14 protein-coding genes are annotated in these 17663 nt (G+C 38.5%); 12 read left to right on the forward strand and 2 right to left on the reverse strand.

The window, feature by feature from the left end; all coding sequences use genetic code 11:
- Nucleotides 1–2 precede the first annotated feature (2 nt).
- Complete coding sequence (locus tag RUMTOR_RS08660) at nucleotides 3–401, forward strand: PaaI family thioesterase (protein WP_004847110.1); 399 nt, start codon at nucleotides 3–5, stop codon at nucleotides 399–401.
- Between the two features lie 89 nt (nucleotides 402–490).
- Here RUMTOR_RS08660 and RUMTOR_RS08665 read toward each other — a convergent pair whose 3' ends face one another.
- Nucleotides 491–2668 carry a YhgE/Pip domain-containing protein gene (locus tag RUMTOR_RS08665; RefSeq protein WP_004847111.1) on the reverse strand — a complete coding sequence of 726 codons (2178 nt, stop codon included), beginning with the start codon at nucleotides 2666–2668 and terminating at the stop codon, nucleotides 491–493.
- A 2-nt stretch (nucleotides 2669–2670) separates the two neighbouring features.
- Nucleotides 2671–5199 carry a YhgE/Pip domain-containing protein gene (locus tag RUMTOR_RS08670; protein WP_004847114.1) on the reverse strand — a complete coding sequence of 843 codons (2529 nt, stop codon included), beginning with the start codon at nucleotides 5197–5199 and terminating at the stop codon, nucleotides 2671–2673.
- A gap of 178 nt (nucleotides 5200–5377) precedes the next feature.
- On the opposite strand from RUMTOR_RS08670, the gene RUMTOR_RS08675 reads away from it, so the two are divergent.
- The 11 genes from RUMTOR_RS08675 (at nucleotide 5378) to RUMTOR_RS08725 (ending at nucleotide 17650) form a co-directional block, all read left to right on the forward strand.
- Nucleotides 5378–5968, forward strand: coding sequence for a TetR/AcrR family transcriptional regulator (locus tag RUMTOR_RS08675; RefSeq protein WP_004847117.1), 591 nt, complete (start codon nucleotides 5378–5380; stop codon nucleotides 5966–5968).
- A gap of 112 nt (nucleotides 5969–6080) precedes the next feature.
- Nucleotides 6081–7451, forward strand: coding sequence for a sodium-dependent transporter (locus RUMTOR_RS08680; RefSeq protein ID WP_004847120.1), 1371 nt, complete (start codon nucleotides 6081–6083; stop codon nucleotides 7449–7451).
- 10 nt (nucleotides 7452–7461) lie between these two features.
- On the forward strand, nucleotides 7462–8931 hold the full coding sequence (locus RUMTOR_RS08685) for a class I SAM-dependent DNA methyltransferase (protein ID WP_004847122.1): 1470 nt from the start codon (nucleotides 7462–7464) through the stop codon (nucleotides 8929–8931).
- A gap of 278 nt (nucleotides 8932–9209) precedes the next feature.
- Nucleotides 9210–10352, forward strand: a complete 1143-nt coding sequence (locus RUMTOR_RS08690; protein WP_004847123.1) for a restriction endonuclease subunit S — start codon at nucleotides 9210–9212, stop codon at nucleotides 10350–10352.
- Nucleotides 10349–10660 (forward strand): nucleotidyltransferase family protein, encoded by a 312-nt coding sequence (locus RUMTOR_RS08695; protein WP_004847125.1) that lies wholly within the window; start codon nucleotides 10349–10351, stop codon nucleotides 10658–10660. Before RUMTOR_RS08690 ends, RUMTOR_RS08695 begins: the two co-directional genes overlap by 4 nt.
- Nucleotides 10647–11051, forward strand: coding sequence for an HI0074 family nucleotidyltransferase substrate-binding subunit (locus tag RUMTOR_RS08700; RefSeq protein ID WP_004847127.1), 405 nt, complete (start codon nucleotides 10647–10649; stop codon nucleotides 11049–11051). The genes RUMTOR_RS08695 and RUMTOR_RS08700 overlap by 14 nt, the downstream gene beginning before the upstream one ends.
- A gap of 129 nt (nucleotides 11052–11180) precedes the next feature.
- Complete coding sequence (locus RUMTOR_RS08705; protein WP_004847129.1) at nucleotides 11181–11642, forward strand: DUF3990 domain-containing protein; 462 nt, start codon at nucleotides 11181–11183, stop codon at nucleotides 11640–11642.
- Nucleotides 11642–12109, forward strand: coding sequence for a hypothetical protein (locus RUMTOR_RS08710; protein WP_004847131.1), 468 nt, complete (start codon nucleotides 11642–11644; stop codon nucleotides 12107–12109). The genes RUMTOR_RS08705 and RUMTOR_RS08710 overlap by 1 nt, the downstream gene beginning before the upstream one ends.
- A 77-nt stretch (nucleotides 12110–12186) precedes the next feature.
- Entirely contained in the window at nucleotides 12187–13155 is a 969-nt protein-coding gene (gene xerA, locus RUMTOR_RS08715) for a site-specific tyrosine recombinase/integron integrase (protein WP_004847133.1), read from the forward strand.
- Between the two features lie 46 nt (nucleotides 13156–13201).
- Nucleotides 13202–14230: a restriction endonuclease subunit S gene (locus tag RUMTOR_RS08720; protein WP_004847135.1), complete on the forward strand. Its 1029-nt coding sequence runs from the start codon at nucleotides 13202–13204 to the stop codon at nucleotides 14228–14230.
- A 27-nt stretch (nucleotides 14231–14257) separates the two neighbouring features.
- Nucleotides 14258–17650 (forward strand): DEAD/DEAH box helicase family protein, encoded by a 3393-nt coding sequence (locus tag RUMTOR_RS08725; RefSeq protein WP_004847136.1) that lies wholly within the window; start codon nucleotides 14258–14260, stop codon nucleotides 17648–17650.
- The last annotated feature ends 13 nt before the right edge of the window (nucleotides 17651–17663 follow it).

The following is a 17663-nucleotide window of genomic DNA, read 5'->3' on the forward strand; positions in this document are numbered from 1 at the left end:
CAATGAAACCATCAGAAGAAATCGTCCGTTTTTTTGAGAAAGATCGGTTTGCGGCAGAGACCGGGGCGGTGATAGACGAGATAGACGACCGCTATGCGAGATGCAGTCTGACATTAGAGGCAAAACATAAGAATGCGCTTGGGGCAGTAATGGGAGGCGTTTATTTTACACTTGCCGATTTTGCGTTTGCAGTTGCTTCAAACTGGCAGGGCGATACAATGGTATCATTGAACTCACAGATTGCTTATCTTGGAGCGGCAAAAGGGAATATGTTGATTGCAGAAGCAGTCTGTTTAAAAGACGGCAGGACAACGGCGTATTATGAGATTCGTATCAAGGATGAACTCGGGAATACGGCGGCAGTCGTGAGCACGACAGGTTACAAGCTTACGAAATTGTGAAGAACAGCCGTCGGGTAAAACTTTTTAAAGAATAAAGAGAAAAAATAAAAATTTCCGCGTGGAGAAGATCCATGCGGAAATTTTTGCATTCAGATAAGTTTTGTGCTTTCGAGCTTCTCCGTAAATGCATCATTCAGACGTATGACAGGTTTCCGAAGGAGCAGACCGAGCAATAGTGCGGGGATGAGAAAAAGAGCTAATGTTCCGAGTTCTTTCCAATAAACTGTGCTGTAAAAGCCGGCAATACATTCTCTCATGGCATTCATGCTGTGCGTAAACGGCAGAAGGGGATAGACTTTTTGGAAAAAGTCAGGCGCTACCTCAATAGGGAATGTTCCGCCGCTTCCGGCTACCTGCATAACAAGTAAGACGACGCAGACGGCTTTTCCGATATCGCCGAATGAAACGGTGAGCGCATAAATGATACTTACATACACGATGCTTGTAAACCATCCGGCGAAAAGGAAGTAAACCGGATGTTGACACTGGATGTTTAAATAAAACAAATCGCCCAGACAGATGAGGCTGCTTTGCAAAAGGCCGATCGCTATAAAAAGTAGACTTCTTCCGATATATGTTTCATGAGGTTTCGGATTAAAAACTCCTGTCAAAGCTTTTCCTGAAACATTGACTTTCAGCATGGCGGCAAGCACAACGCCGCCAACCCACATGGCGAGTGTAGAATAAAAAGGAGCCATTGCCGATCCGTAATTTTCGATCGGGTAGACCGGATGCTCGGAAAGACTGACCGGAGACGCAAGAAAGGCGGCGATTGCTTCCGGTTTTTGCGCCAACAAGTCGGTCAACACGGAAAGTCCGTCACGGTTTGGGTTTAAGAGCGCTTCAGACGCGGATGAAAGTTGTTCAGATACATTACTTAGCAAAGTTGAGGAATCTGAAAGCGAAGTATGGATAAGGGCAAGGTCATCGGAAGCGCTGTTTGTAATATCTGTCAAGTCAGAGGCGCCTTCATTTAATTGTGTTAAAAGAGCGGATACAGAAGATCCGGTGCTGCCTAGACTGCCTGCCAAATTTTCCAGTTGATTTTTAACAGTTGCTTCATAGCTGTCTTTCACTTCCGAAGTGGAAGTCAGGCTCTCTTTAATAAGTCCGTCGATTTCTGTTTTTAAAGAATCCGCATTTTGAACGGCGCCGGTAATTTTTATTCCGGCATTATCAAGCTCGGCTTTTAAATTTGTCTGATGCTCGACGGCAGTCGAAATCTGCTTCAGAATCGGATCGATCACAAGACTAAGGTTTGGGTTTGCGTTTTTTATAGCAGTTAAAGAGTCCGCAAGAGATGTATATCCGTCGATGACAGTTTGTATCCTGTTTGAGACTGCATTAAGGGAAGTGAAAGCGGCATCCGCATCTGTACTGTAGGCGTCAAGTGCGGTTTGGATCGTGGAAGAGACGGATGAATAATAAGTTTCTCCGTCAGATAATGCCTGACTGACTGCGTCAGTTGTGCCGGATAAAGCGGAAGAAAGAGAAGCAATCCCGTTTCCTGCATCTGTCAAGGCGCCAAGGCTTGTCTTTGTTCCGTCTCCGGTATGGGAAAAGATAACAGAAGTCGTATCTAGCATCAAAGAAGCGGCGTCTGTCATATCAGAAAATGCCTGTACAGTTCCGGAAGCAGAATCAAGATCGGCAGAGATTTCTGCAAGCGAAGCAGATAAATTTTCTGCAAGAGATGCATCCCCTTTTTCTGCGGAAACGTCAGCAACAAAACGAAATGCGTCCAGAGCTGTTTTGGAAATTGTCTCTGTGAAGGTTTCGTTAATTTCCTGACGGATTGCATCTGCGCCTTTTTCTGTTACTTTTGGGGCGATGGCGTTCTCCTTTTCGTTGATGCAGTAAGTAATTGTCGGATGTGTCGTTTCAGAAGAAAACAGACTCATCATATCTTTGCTGAATGTTTCAGAAATGACAACAGAAGCATAATATTTTCCGGAACGTACACCGTTAGAAGCGTCCTTGGCATCTGTAAATATCCAGTGAAGCTGTGTGTTTTCACGCAGTGAAGAAATAATGTCATTTCCGAGATTGAGCCGGACCGGAAGCAGTTCGCCGTCATATCCTTTATCAAGACTTGCGACGGCTACTTTTAAATTTCCGGTATTTTTGTACGGATCCCAACTTGCGGCAATATTAAACCATGCATAGAGAGAGGGAACGATAGTAATGCCGAAAATAACGATCAGCGCGATTACGTTTTTTCGGATATTGTGGATGTCGTTTCGCGCAATGCGTATGATATTTTTCATAGTCAGTTTTCCTCCATTTTTCTGAATAATTTCAACATTTCTTCAAATGACATACCGGACAGTTCCTGTTGAGCTGCAAGTTCGTTATGTATGTATTCCACTGTGATCAGCCATGTGGCGATTAAAATAATAGATAAGATCCAAAGAATGAGGAATACAATTTTAGATTCAAGGCTGAACATAAGGATCAGGAAAATGAGCGGAATAGTTAAAATCGCAAAAAATCCAAAACGGATCATTTTGTGATAATTTTTTTCAAAACGCTGTGCTTTCTCGGCAGTTTGGATCTGAAGTTCTTCTTGTGATAAAGAAGCTTTTAGTAAAAGAGAAAGCTGTGCGCTGCGTCTGATATTTCTGTCGGGTGTTTCACCAAGCATTAAATCGGTTTCTGCAAGTTTAATGTCAAAAAGCCGGTTCAGACCTGAAAGCAGAGGTCTGATCCCAAGTCCGATCAGTAAGGAAACGGGAACGAAAAGGAGCAGGATGAGCAGATTGTGTATATAAGTGCTTCCGTACATTCCGGCAATACATTCTCTCATTGCGGAAATACCGTAAGTAAAGGGTAGGAACGGATGGACGTTTTGGAAAAACGCGGGTGTCATTTCTACAGGATATGTGCCGGACGATCCGGGAATCTGAAGGATGACGAGGAGAACACATAATGCTTTCCCGATGTGTTTAAATGAGATTGACAGTGCATAAATAATATTGACATACACAAACGAACAGATCACTCCGGTAAAGATAAGAGCGGCTGGATGCGCGCATTCAATCCCTTTTAGAAAAACATCTCCGATACAGACAATGAATCCTTGTACCATTCCGACCGTGATATACAAAAGCCAGCGTCCGAAATAGAGAGAGGCAGAAGAATATCGAAGCATAGAGCTGTCTTTATCTACTTCTAATTTAAAAATCGCGATGAGGACGATGCCGCCGACCCAAATTGCAAGGTTTGTGTAAAAAGGCGTCATTGCCGAGCCGTAATTAGCTATTTTATAAAAACTCTTTGTTTCTATTTTCACAGGTGAGGACATAAATGCCGATACCGATTGCTTGTCGATTCCTTCTAATGAGAGAAGAGTTTCGTAGATGTCAGAACCGGAAAGGGCATTTAAGTCTGTTTGAATCGTACCGAGATGTTCCTGAACATTTGACAGGGCGGTTTTTGTGCCTTCAAGAGCCGTTACAGTATTTGAAAGTCCGGCGCTCATTTGGTCTAACAGGTTGTCGATCTGATCGGCGGAGGAAGGAACTGTTGTTAGAAGACCGTTCATTTCTCCTGTCAAAGAAGAGAAAGCATCTAATGTCTTGTTTAGCTGCGGCAGAACGTTTTTGTCCAAAACAGCGCGGAGGTCGTGCAGACTGCCGATGTTTGCGGATGTAATTGTGTAAAGCTGTTCCCGGGTAGAAGCGGTTGTGTTGATGGCATTTTGTATTCCTGCATTTCCGGCGCTTAAAGAGAGGATCAGTTCCTGATTATTTGTGTTTTGAGCCTGCAGTCCGGCGATGGCAGAATCCAAATCAGATCCGGGAATGAGTGAGGCGAGCTCTCCTAACTCTTTTAAAATATTTCCGTTTAAGACGGCAGTGGAATTGGCAAAATCCAGTGCGTTTCCGATCGATCCGTTTACCGAGCGGGCGGCAGTTTCAAGATCGGTAAGTCCTGCTGATGCGATATTGTGCGCCTGACCGAGCAAAATTTCTCCTTGTGTCAAAGATGAAGATAGGGATGAAGAAAAGTTTCCTGCGGCAGTACGGGTTTCAGAGAGGATGCGGGAAGATTCGCTTAGAGCCGAAGAACCCGACGAGGCGGCGGATTTTAAAGATGAAGCAGTTGATTTTGCGCGTGTGATCAGGGGGGCAGATTTTTCTGCGGCTGCATTGAAGTTTTCGAGAAGTTGTTTGTAGGCGGCAATGTTTGCATCAGCTTTTTCAAGTGTTTTAGTAATATCGGAATTGACAGATCCAAGTGTTGACGACAAGTCTGACGCAGACTGCTTTAATATGCCGGAAACGGATTCAGAAGCAACCGAAGAGAAGGTGCTGTTGATCTGTTCCTGAATTGCGGCTGCGCCTGTGCCTGTGATTTTGGGAGCAATGGCATTGGCTTTTTCATTTATGTAATAGTCAAGTTTCGGCGTCTGTAAGTCGCCGGATAAAATACTGATCAAAGAGCGGCTGAAATCTTCGGGAATAACAATAGAAGCATAATATTTTCCTGATTTTACTCCGTTGAGAGCCTCTTTTTCCGAAGTGAACGTCCATCCGAGCTGTTTGTTTTCTTTTAGATTTTTGACAATTTCTTTTCCTGCATTGATAGAAAGATTTTCGGAAGATGCTTCTTTATCTAAACAGGCAATAGCGACTTTAATCTTAGACGTATTTCCGTATGGGTCTAAATTGGCTGCGATATTAAACCATGCGTATAGAGAAGGCAGCAGGCATACGCCGATCAGAACAAGAATCGCCGCTTTATTGTGTAAAAGGCGGGAGAGGTCACGCTGAAAAATGTGAAATGATTTTTTCATAATATCAGAACTCCTTATATATTAATAGATACAATGTTGATTTTCTTGATAAAGAGTATTATATTAAGGTAGAAATAGATTTACAACCATTAATAGAAGTGTGAAATGTCGGATAAACGACAATATAACGAAATGTGTTGACACATGTGAAGAGATATTATGACGAGGAGAAAGCGATATGGAAAAAAAGACAGACCGCAGGGTGAGAAAAACTAAAAACCAGCTTCGTACGGGACTAGCCCGTCTTATGAAGAAAAAAAATATCGGACAGATTACCGTAAAAGAACTTGTAGATGATGTGGATATTAACCGTTCGACATTTTATCTGCATTATTCGGATATTCCGTCTCTTCTAAAAGAGATAGAAGATGATATGATTGAGGAAATAGAAAGAGCGATTCTGGAGCATCCGATTAAAATCGAGAAAGACACTACATACTTGTTTATAGAAGATTTGTTTCGGGTGTTAAGCGATAACAGAGAGATCGGATGCGCGCTTCTTGGTCCATACGGTGATATTACGTTTATCAGGAGAATTGAAAAATTTTTGGAAGAAAACAGTCGTGATCTTTTGGCGGAACGCTTTCCCGAAAAGTTTGCGGAAATGAAATATTTCTATTCATTTTGTTTTAACGGATGTCTTGGATTTATTAGAACATGGCTTGAAAACGGGGAAAATATGCCGCCTGAATATGCGGCTCGTCTTACATTTCAAATGGTTGTAAGTTCGCTTGATGCTTTTTATGAAGATGCGAAAGAAAATAAATAAATATTTTGTAAATAATGGTGGAAAAAAAGTGTGTATATATGGTACATTAATATCTGTACAGTTGTAACACTGTACAGTATTAAAATGGTATATAAGGAAGAGAGGAAATTTTATGAAGAGAGAAAAATTCGGCTCCCGCCTTGGATTCATTCTGATTTCGGCAGGGTGTGCGATCGGTCTTGGAAATGTATGGAGGTTTCCTTACATTACCGGGCAGTACGGAGGAGCGGCATTCGTATTGATCTATTTGCTGTTTCTTCTGATACTTGGATTGCCGATCATGGTAATGGAGTTTTCGGTTGGAAGGGCATCAAGAAGCAGCGTTGCGTTATCATTTGACAGATTAGAGCCGCTTGGTACAAAATGGCACTGGTATAAATGGTTCGGCATGGCAGGAAATTATCTGCTTATGATGTTTTACACAACGATCGGCGGATGGCTACTTTTGTATTTTGTAAAAATGGCAGCGGGAAATTTTAAAGGCTTGGATGCGTCGGGAATCAAAAACGAGTTTGGCGAGCTGATGCAGCAGCCGGGAATTATGATCGTATGTATGATCATTGTTGTGGCAGCCTGCTTTGCGATTTGCAGCATCGGGCTGCAGAAAGGCGTAGAAAAAATCACAAAAGTGATGATGCTTATGCTTCTTGCGCTTATGATCATTCTGGCGGTACGTTCCGTTACTCTTTCAGGGGCAGGCGAAGGACTGGCGTTTTATCTTGTTCCTGACTTTGCCAAAGTAAAAGAAGCGGGACTGATGGAAGTTGTATTTGCGGCAATGGGGCAATCGTTCTTTACATTGAGCCTTGGAATCGGCGCGATCGCGATTTTCGGAAGCTACATAGACCGCTCCAGAAGTCTGACAGGAGAAGCAGTATGCGTAACCGTTCTTGATACATGTGTAGCGCTGCTCTCGGGATTTATTATTTTCCCGGCATGTTTTGCTTTCGGAGTGAACCCGGACAGCGGTCCGAATCTTATTTTTATTACGTTGCCGAATATATTTAATTCTATGGCAGGAGGCAGAATTTGGGGAAGTATCTTTTTCCTCTGTATGCTTTTTGCGGCGGCGTCAACGATTATTGCGGTATTTGAAAATATCATTTCATTTGCGATGGATCTGACCGGATGCTCGAGAGGCAAGGCAGTGGCAGTGAATCTGGTTGTGATTATCCTGCTTTCACTTCCATGTGTGTTTGGATTTAACCTGCTGAGCGGATTCCAGCCGCTCGGAGCGGGAAGCACGATCCTTGATCTGGAAGATTTTATCGTCAGCAATAACCTTCTTCCGCTTGGAAGTCTTGTATATCTTCTGTTTTGTACAAGCCGTTATGGCTGGGGATGGAAGAACTTCCGCAAGGAAGCTAATGCGGGAACGGGAATTAAATTCCCAAAATGGTCACGGATCTATGTGTCATATATCCTTCCGCTGATCGTGTTATTTATCTTCGTACAGGGATATTGGTCTAAGTTCTTCGGATAGGGAGGTATCTATGTTACCATCGGTAGTGAAAAATAAAATAGAGCAGATATGGCTGGATGTGATTGCGGGAGGAGTTTCTCAACCGACAGAAGTAATAGAACAGTTGACGTATCTGATGTTTGCAAAGCAGATTGATGAAAGAGAAGCAGATATTGAAATGGCGGAATTGCTTTCGGGAGAAAAACAGAGTCATATTTTCGGAGAATCAAGAGAAGAACAGGCTCTTCGCTGGAGAAACTTTAAAGGAATGGAAGCTCGTGCGCTTCACAAGCATTTCGTTGATAGAGTATTTATTTTTTTGATCAATCTGAATTCAAATGAAAATTCAGCTTTTTCAAGATATTTAAAACATGCAACATTTAAGATAAATGAACCGTTAGCGTTACAGAAAGTTGTTGCCGGTTTAGAAGATTTGTTTGAAAATGATATTAAAGATTTAGATATGCAGGGCGATCTGTATGAATATATGCTTGGAAAATTGAATTCAGCCGGACGCTTGGGAGCATTTAGAACGCCGAAGCATATCCGGGATATGATGGTAAAACTTATGATGCCGACACCGGATATGAAGATTTGTGATCCGGCTTGCGGAACTGCCGGATTCCTTATTTCTAGCGCCGAATATATAAGAAGTGAATATGGAAACAAGATGACTGCCGAACAATGGGAAAAATATGGTTCAGAAACATTTACAGGTTTTGATACAGATGAAACAATGTGCCGTTTATCATGTATGAATCTGATGCTGCATTCTGTTATAAATCCACAGTTAAATAAACAGGATAGTGTTTCTAAAGATTATCAGGTGAAAGATGCCTATGATTTGATTTTGGCAAATCCACCGTTTAAAGGAACGATTAATAAGGAGAATATCAATGAATCCTTATTGGCAATTACAAATACAACAAAGACAGAGTTGTTGTTTGTTGCATTGTTTATCAGATTGCTGCGTGTAGGTGGAAGATGTGCATGTATTGTGCCTGACGGCGTTCTTTTCGGTTCGTCAAAAGCACATAAAAACTTACGGAAAGAGTTGATTGAGAATCAGTACTTAGAAGCTGTAATATCGATGCCTTCGGGAGTATTTAAACCATATGCGGGAGTATCAACGGCAATTTTGATATTTACAAAAACAAATGGGACAGGAACGGATAAAGTTTGGTTTTATGATATGAAAGCAGATGGTTATTCGTTAGATGATAAACGTCAACCTGTTCAAGAAAACGATATTCCTGATATTATTGAAAGATTTCATAAGAAAGAAAACGAAGAGGATAGAGAGCGGACAGAACAAAGTTTTATGGTTGATAAGCAGGAGATTATAGATAATGGATATGATCTGTCAATCAATAAATACAAAAAAATAGAATATGTTCCTGTAGAATATCCACCGACAGAAGAAATTCTTGCTGAAATTGAAGAGTTAAACGAGGAAATTACGAAGGAAACGGCAGAATTGAGAGCATTGCTTAGAAAATAAAATAGAGAAGACGAAAGTTGATAAGAAAGACATTTGTTATTTTATTGAATCGGACTTTCAAACGTTGGATTTATGGTCTGACTTTTGAGGGGGCAAAATAATAGGTGTCTTTTTTGATTTCGCATGTTCGTGATGCGACTGGCATTTTCTTTCATTATAGTTATAATTGTTGTGATTTTATTACTATATTTGAAAACTTATGTAATGGGTATTTGATTGAGTGGATAAATCTTGTATAATGAGGAGGACAATAAATTAAGATTTGTAGGGATGATAGAATGACAAGAATAAGAGTGCCATTAGGGAAATTCATAAAGGAATACTCGGAGCGAAATAAAGGGAACGAAGATATTCCAGTGTACAGCGTGACAAATAGTCAGGGATTTTGTACAGAATACTTTGGCAAAGAGGTTGCTAGCCAAGACAAAACCACATATAAGATTGTTCCGCAAGGTTATTTTGCATATAATCCTTCGCGGATAAATGTCGGCTCTGTTGATTGGCAGAGGTATGAAAAACGTGTTATCGTAAGTCCTCTCTATAATGTATTTTCAGTATCAGAAGGGATTGACCGTCAGTATCTATACTATTTTCTTAGAAGTGATTTGGGCAGACAGATGATAAAGGCTAAGGCATCTGGAAGTGTTAGAGATAATTTAAAACTGGATATGCTGAAAGAAATGACTATTCCAGATATTTCTGTAGAGCAACAGAAGTTTTGTTCTTCTGTGTTGGATAAGCTTCATAAGTTGATTCAGATGCGCCAACAGGAATTACAAAAACTTGACGAATTTATCAAAGCCCGATTTGTCGAGATGTTTGGAGATGTAATCCACAACAGCAAGAAATGGCAAGTTTGTTTATTTGCAGAGATCACTTCTTCACGATTGGGGAAAATGCTAGATGCAAAACAGCAAACTGGAAGAAATAGTTATCCTTACTTAGCCAATTTCAATGTTCAGTGGTTTCGGTTCAATCTTGAAAATCTAAATAAAATGGATTTTGATGAAAAAGACCGTGCAGAGTTTGAGCTGCGTGAAGGAGATCTTTTGGTTTGTGAGGGTGGCGAAATTGGACGGTGTGCTGTGTGGCATAATGAGTTACAGCCATGTTTTTTCCAAAAGGCGTTGCATCGAGTGAGATGTAATCACCAGATAATTTTACCAGATTATCTGGCGTGGTGGTTTAGATATAATTGCGATTATGGAGGTTTTTCTGCATTAGCCGGTGCAAAAGCTACTATTGCACATTTGCCTGGTGCAAAATTAAAGCAGTTACAGGTCGCCGTACCTCCAATGGAATTACAAGAGCAATTTGCTGTCTTCGTCGCTCAAACCGACAAATCAAAAGTTGCAGTGCAAAAAGCATTAGATGAAGCACAATTATTATTTGATAGCTTAATGCAGGAGTATTTTGGATGATGGGAAGGAAAATTATGGGAGAAACAGGAATAAAGCCTATAGTAATAGAGGAAATATGTGATCTTGCCAAAAAGTATAATGTAAAAAAAGTAATTCTGTTTGGCTCAAGAGCAAGAGGAAGCTTTAAAGAAAAAAGCGATATTGATTTGGCTGTGCAAGGCGGCAATTTCGTGCATTTTATGTTGGATGTAAATGAGGAGACGAGTACCCTTTTGTGCTTTAATATTATTAATTTGGACGAAGAAATACAGAGTGAATTAAGAGATTCTATCAAAAAAGAAGGGAAAACAATATATGAAGAAATTTGAGCATTTTAAATCAAACTTGAAAGTGCTTGTGACAGCAGAAAATGAAGACTTATCAAATGAATTTATTGTGGGTGGTATTATTGATAAATTTTTTGTGCAGTTTGAGTTGGGCTGGAAAGTGTTAAAGGAATTGTTAAGTTATGAAGGACAATCTATCTCTGCGACAGGTTCTCCTAAAATGATTCTGAAAACTGCATATACGATTTTTGATTTTATTGATGAGGATATTTGGCTTGGAATGTTAAAGAGCAGAAATGATTTAACACATATTTATGATGAGTCGTCAGCAAGAAGATTAGTTGGCGTTATTTTAAAAGACTATATTCCGGCATTTGTAAAAATGCAGAAGGGGATTGAAGAGTATTACGGTATTGAGTTAGAAAACATATAAAATGAACAGATTTTTTGAAGTTTTCGTATATTTTTATTAAAAACGTGAGGCAGAAAGAATTATAGGGAAGTTTAGCTATTATTTGATAGTATGACACAGAATTATTTGGGATAGAAGGGGAACGGATAAATGGCAAAAATGACAGTATATCACGGAGGGTATATATCAGTTGAAAATCCCCAAGTTCGTATAGGAAGAAATACAAAGGATTTTGGAACAGGGTTTTATTGTACCGTTATCAAGGAACAGGCTCAGAGATGGGCAAAACGCTACGATACAAAAGTTGTTTCTATTTATGAAGTAAGATTAAATTTGGATTTGAACATCAAAGAGTTTCAAGAAATGACGGAAGAGTGGCTGGATTTTATTATTGATTGCCGGAGTGGGAAAAGTCATAATTATGATATTGTAATTGGAGCGATGGCTGATGATCAGATTTATAATTATATTTCAGATTATATAGAGGGAGTTATTACAAGGGATCAATTTTGGAGTTTGGCAAAATTCAAATATCCGACACATCAGATTAATTTTTGTACGGAAAAGGCATTAAAATGTCTTGAATACCGAGGGTTTGAGGAGGTTGTGTAATGCAGGATAATATTGGCAGAGAATCTTCAAAAGATAACGATTTGTTTTTTACATGCAGTCTGATTGACTATATTGCAAGGAAAACGAAAAATACAAGAATGGATGTTGTAAATACGTTAGGGAAAAAACGTATTGAAAAAATTTATGATTTGGCAGATGTGTACCATAGTGACAATATAGATCGTGTGAGTGATGATTTCATAGTGGAATCAGGAATGAAAGAAGGAAATTTTGACAATGTAAAAGCATGTGGTTATGCAATACCGTCGCATTGGGATATCGGTAAAGTTTATAAAAGGCTGATAAAAGGAGTCGCTGATAGGGAAAAGACAGGAGTGATTGACGCGCTGTTTCATGTTTATAATTCTTTTGTAAGTGCCAAGATAGATGATTATAATAGTAGTATGTATTATGAAAATCCATCTTACTTACTGGAGTGTTATTTGGAAAATAGAGTGATTGAATAAAAGATGCATTGCGCTGGCATTAGGTTGCGTAGTTTTGGTTGAAGGATGTTGGTACAAGTCGAAAGGGGAGTATCAACATGGAAGAAAAAATTGTACTTATATTGAACGAGATGTCAGAGTATCTGTCGATTGCACAGATGAAAAAATTACAGGAAGTTGTGTTAAAAACATTTTCGGAAAATGAAGCTGATAAACAAGAAATATCAAATAATGATTTTTTGCAAATGTTTTTGGATGCTAAGCGGATTGAAGGGTGTTCGGAAAGAACAATACAGTATTATCGGGTCACTGTGGAACATTTATTTTCAAAAATGAATCAGAGTGTAAGGAGGATTACCACGGAAGAGATTCGTACTTATTTATCAGATTATCAGAAAATAAACAGGTGTTCAAATGTGACGATTGATAATATCAGACGAAATATATCCAGTTTCTTTTCATGGCTAGAAGAGGAAGATTATATTTTGAAAAGCCCAATGAAAAGAATACATAAAATAAAGACAAAGACAGTCGTCAAAAGTGTAATTACAGATGAAGGAATAGAAAAACTTCGCGATAATTGTGCAGAAATACGTGATTTAGCAATAATTGATTTACTGTATTCGACCGGAATCAGAGTTGGAGAATTAGTAAATCTGAACATTGAAGACATTGATTTAGAGGGGCGAGAATGTATTGTATACGGAAAAGGAGATAAAGAACGGCGCGTTTATTTTGATGCGAAGGCAAAAGTCCATCTGAAGGAATATATTGAAAAAAGAAAAGATAATAATGAAGCATTATTTGTAACGTTGGATGCACCGCACGATCGTTTGAAAATAAGTGGAGTCGAAATACGATTGCGGCAGTTAGGAAGACAACTGAAATTGGATCGTATACATCCCCATAAATTTCGACGAACGATGGCAACGAGAGCAATCGATAAAGGAATGCCGATCGAGCAGGTACAAAAGATTTTAGGGCATTCTCAGATAGATACAACAATGCAGTATGCGATGGTAAATCAGAATAATGTAAAAACATCACATCAAAAATATATGTCTTAAAGTGAAATGTATCCCTCAAGCAAATTAAGATTTGTGGGGATGATATATGAGAGTAAAACTAGGAGATGTCTGTGAACGTGGGACATCAAATTTAAAACTGTCAGATGTATCTGAAAAGAATGGGGAATTTTCAGTTTTTGGTGCATCAGGATATATTGGAAGTGTAGATTTTTATCAGCAAGGATATCCGTATGTCGCAGTTGTAAAGGATGGAGCTGGAATTGGAAGGGCAATGTTATGCCCGGGAAAAACTTCTGTAATAGGTACGATGCAGTATCTTTTACCGAAAGACAATATATTGCCAAAGTATCTTTTTTATGTAGTAAAATATATGAATTTGGAAAAATATTTTACAGGCGCAACCATCCCGCATATATATTTTAAAGATTATAAAAACGAAGAATTTAATTTTGATTTTTGGGAACGGCAAGTTGAAATTGTAAGTGTTCTTAGTAAATGCGAAAAAGTTATTGATTTGTGTAAACAGGAATTACAATTATTGGACAAGCTTATCAAAGCCCGATTTGTCGAACTGTTTGGTGATCCGGTTTCAAATTCTTACGGTTTACCAGAAGCTACATTACCTGACTTGGGAGAATTTGGTCGAGGAGTATCTAAACATAGACCAAGAAATGATATTAAGTTGTTAGGTGGTAAATATCCATTAATTCAGACAGGAGATGTTGCAAATGCTGGACTATATATTACATCTTATAGCAGCACATATTCGGAACTTGGATTAAAACAGAGCAAAATGTGGGATAAGGGGACTCTTTGTATTACGATTGCTGCTAATATTGCTAAGACGGCTATATTGGAATTTGATGCTTGCTTTCCTGATAGTGTGGTTGGATTTATTGCAAATGAAAGAACAAATAATATTTTTGTTCATTATTGGTTTTCTTTCTTTCAAGCAATTCTGGAATCACAGGCACCTGAGTCTGCTCAGAAGAATATCAACTTGAAAATTCTTAGTGAATTGAAGGTAATAGTGCCAGAAAAAAGGAAACAAGATCAGTTTGCTTCTTTTGTTAAATTAACCGACAAATCAAAAGTTGCAGTGCGGAAATATTAAAAATTTGCTTGAGAGGAGGAGCTTATCATGGAAATGAATTTTGCATTTCTTGAGAAGAAACAAGAATATGAATTGTTTTCAGGAGCGTGTATTGATGCGGAAAGAATATTAGAATCTTCGCCGGTGATGAGCGCGGTAGCTTCAAGAAAAGCATTGGAATTGTGTGTGAAATGGATTTATTCGATTGATTCTGCATTAGAACCGATTGGAAATAGAGAAGGATTGCAGTCTTTACTTCACAATAATGGCTTTCCTTCTTTGATGGATATTACATTGTGGAGAAGGCTTCAGCACATTGTTCGGAATGGAAATGAGTCTGTACATACTTCAAAACGACTGACGCGAGACAATGCAGTTCTTTCTCTCAACATATTATTTGATTTTGTGGAATGGGTTGATTATTGTTACGGAAGAGATTATGTTGAACGAGTATTTGATGAGAAAAAGATTCCTGATGCGACAACGGATATGAATGTGGTACAGGAAGAGTATCGGCAGGTTATTAAAGACGTTCAAAAAAACGCTGATAAAATAGTGAATGAAAAAGATAAAGAAATAGAACGTCTTTTAGCTTTGAATAAAGAACTTCGTAATGAGATGAAAGTTCAAAAAGCCCGTAATATAAAAAATCGGGAATATGTTTACGAACCGGATCTGTCAGAATGGACGACGAGAAAAAGATATATTGATGCAGATTTAGAGGCGAATGGATATGTGTTCGATCAGGATAAAAAGAGAAATTGTGTGGAAGTTGAATATCCTGTTGTCGGAATGCCGAATCAAACAGGACGGGGATATGTGGATTATGTTATATGGGGAGATACAGGAAAGATTATTGCTGTAGTAGAAGCAAAAAAGGCAAGCGAGAGCGGAGATAAAGGGCGGAATCAAGGGAAATTATATGCAGACTGTATCCAAAATATGCAGGGAAAAAGACCGATTATATTTTATACAAATGGTTTTGAAACTTATCTTTGGGATGATGCAAACAGTGCGCCCAGACTTGTGAGCGGCATCTTTCCGCAAAAAGATATCAATGCAATGATTGAGCGGCGATGTATAAAGAAATCGGTTAACAGCATTCAGATTGATAAGCAAATTACGGATCGCTGGTATCAATTAAGAGCAGTTACAAAATGCTGTGAAAATTATGAAAAGGGAATCCGAAAATGTTTGCTTGTAATGGCGACGGGTACAGGGAAAACACGAACAGCGGCATCGATAGTAGATGTGATGACGCGCAGTGAGTTAATGGGAAAAGTGTTGTTTTTGGCAGATCGCAAAGAATTGGTGAAGCAGGCAAAGGATGCGTTTTATAAATATATAGAGAATACAACAATGTGTAATCTTTTACTAAATAAAGATGAGCGAAATGCAAAAATTATATTTTCAACATACCAGACAATGTTACATGCGATTGATACTATAAAAAATGCGGATGGATCGCGATTTTTTTCGCCGGGGCATTTTTCGTTAATTGTAATAGATGAAGCACATAGAAGTATTTTTAATAAATATAAAGCAATTTTTCAATATTTTGACGCTTGCCTGCTGGGATTGACTGCGACGCCGAAGAATACGATTCATCAGTCTACCTATACATTTTTTGATATGAAAAATAATATACCGACGGATGTATATGAGTATGAGGAAGCGGTGGAAAAAGATCATGTGTTAGTTCCGTTTTATTTAATTGAGACTTCGACACAGATTTCAGATGATGGAATTACATATGCGGATTTGGACGAGGAAGAGAGGGAGGCATATGAAGCAGAGTTTGTCGAAGATGGAGGAGTGCCTGAACATATTCCGCCGGAGAGAATAAATAAATATATTTTTAATGTCGATACGGTTGATAGAATGATTTCAGATTTGATGAATAACGGCATTAGACATAAAAATGGAAATCATGTCGGGAAGACAATTATTTTCGCACAAAATAAATTGCATGCAAAATTTATTGTTGATCGATTTAATGAATTATATCCGCAATATAAAGGTAATTTTTGCAAGTTGGTGGTTTGTGATGAGCCATATGCAGGACAAAATCTTAAGGATTTTAAAAAAGCGGATGACTATCCGTTTATTACGGTGACTGTAGATATGCTGGAAACCGGGATAGATGTGCCGGAAATTACAAATCTTGTTTTTGCCAAGAAAGTTTATAGCCGGATTAAATTTGAGCAGATGTTAGGTCGAGGAACAAGACTTTGTGAAAACCTTTTTGGGGAAGGCGAGGATAAAAAAGAATTTGTTGTATTTGATTATATGAGGAATTTTCAATTTTTTGACGAACATCCAAAAGGAAGAGAAGCAGGGGAAGTAGTTGCTCCGGTTGCGGCAAGATTTATCCGAATGGTCCAGATGATCAAATGTTTGCAGGATGCAAATTATGTAGATGTGAAGTATCAGAATATTCGGGAGAATTTGATAGATCATGTCGTAGATGATGTGAAAGCTATGGGAACAGAAAGGGTTGAAGTGCGCTTAGAACTAAGGTATGTAGAAAGATATAAAGAACGAAAACAGTATGAATGCCTTGAGGAAATTCATAAAGAAGAAATTATAGATCACCTTGCAAAACTTGTCGTATCAGATGAGAAGGACGAAGCGGCAATTAGTTTTGATGTGCTTATGTATGGACTGATGTTGTCAGTTATGACAGGAGGAAAAAATTTAGGAAGATTAAAAAGGTATGTTGTTGGTAATGCAAATATTCTTTTGAAAGAATGCGCTACGATTCCGGATATAAAAGTTAGAATTTCGGAATTGAAAGAACTTGTATCAGATCATTATTGGGATGTTCAGGATGTTTTGAAATTTGAAGAAACAAGAAAATCTTTACGTGAAATTATGAAATACATTCCCGCGAAGAAAGAAAAGCTTCATTATTCAAATTTTAAAGATATAGTTGTGTTTAGAGAAGAAGGAAGATTGACGAGTCTGTCTGCATCTGATTTTGAAGATTACCGGGCAAAAGTAAACGAATACGTTGAAGCACATAAAACGACGCCGGCGATTAATAAACTCCTGCATAATGAACCGATTTCTGTGGAAGATTATAACGAGTTAGAGCGAATATTTACTGTAGAATTAGGGACGGCAGAAGATTATGAGATGAATTATCAAGATACACCGTTCGGTTTGTTGATTCGTAAAATTGCAAAGATGGATCGGACTGCTGCATATGCTGCGTTTTCCACATTTATTTTAGAAGAAAGACCAAATACAGAGCAACTTCATTTTATTGAACAAGTTGTAGATTATGTCGTAGAAAATGGGTATATTAATAATGTTCTTGATTTGATGAAAACGCCGTTTGACAGACCATATAAATTTAGTTTGATTTTTACATATGAAGAACAGGTAAAATTTGTTAAGATTATTAACAATATCAAAAATAATGCTCTTGTTACTTAAATATAAAAGATCA

The organism is [Ruminococcus] torques ATCC 27756 (assembly GCF_000153925.1).
GTDB classification, from domain to species: domain Bacteria; phylum Bacillota; class Clostridia; order Lachnospirales; family Lachnospiraceae; genus Mediterraneibacter; species Mediterraneibacter torques.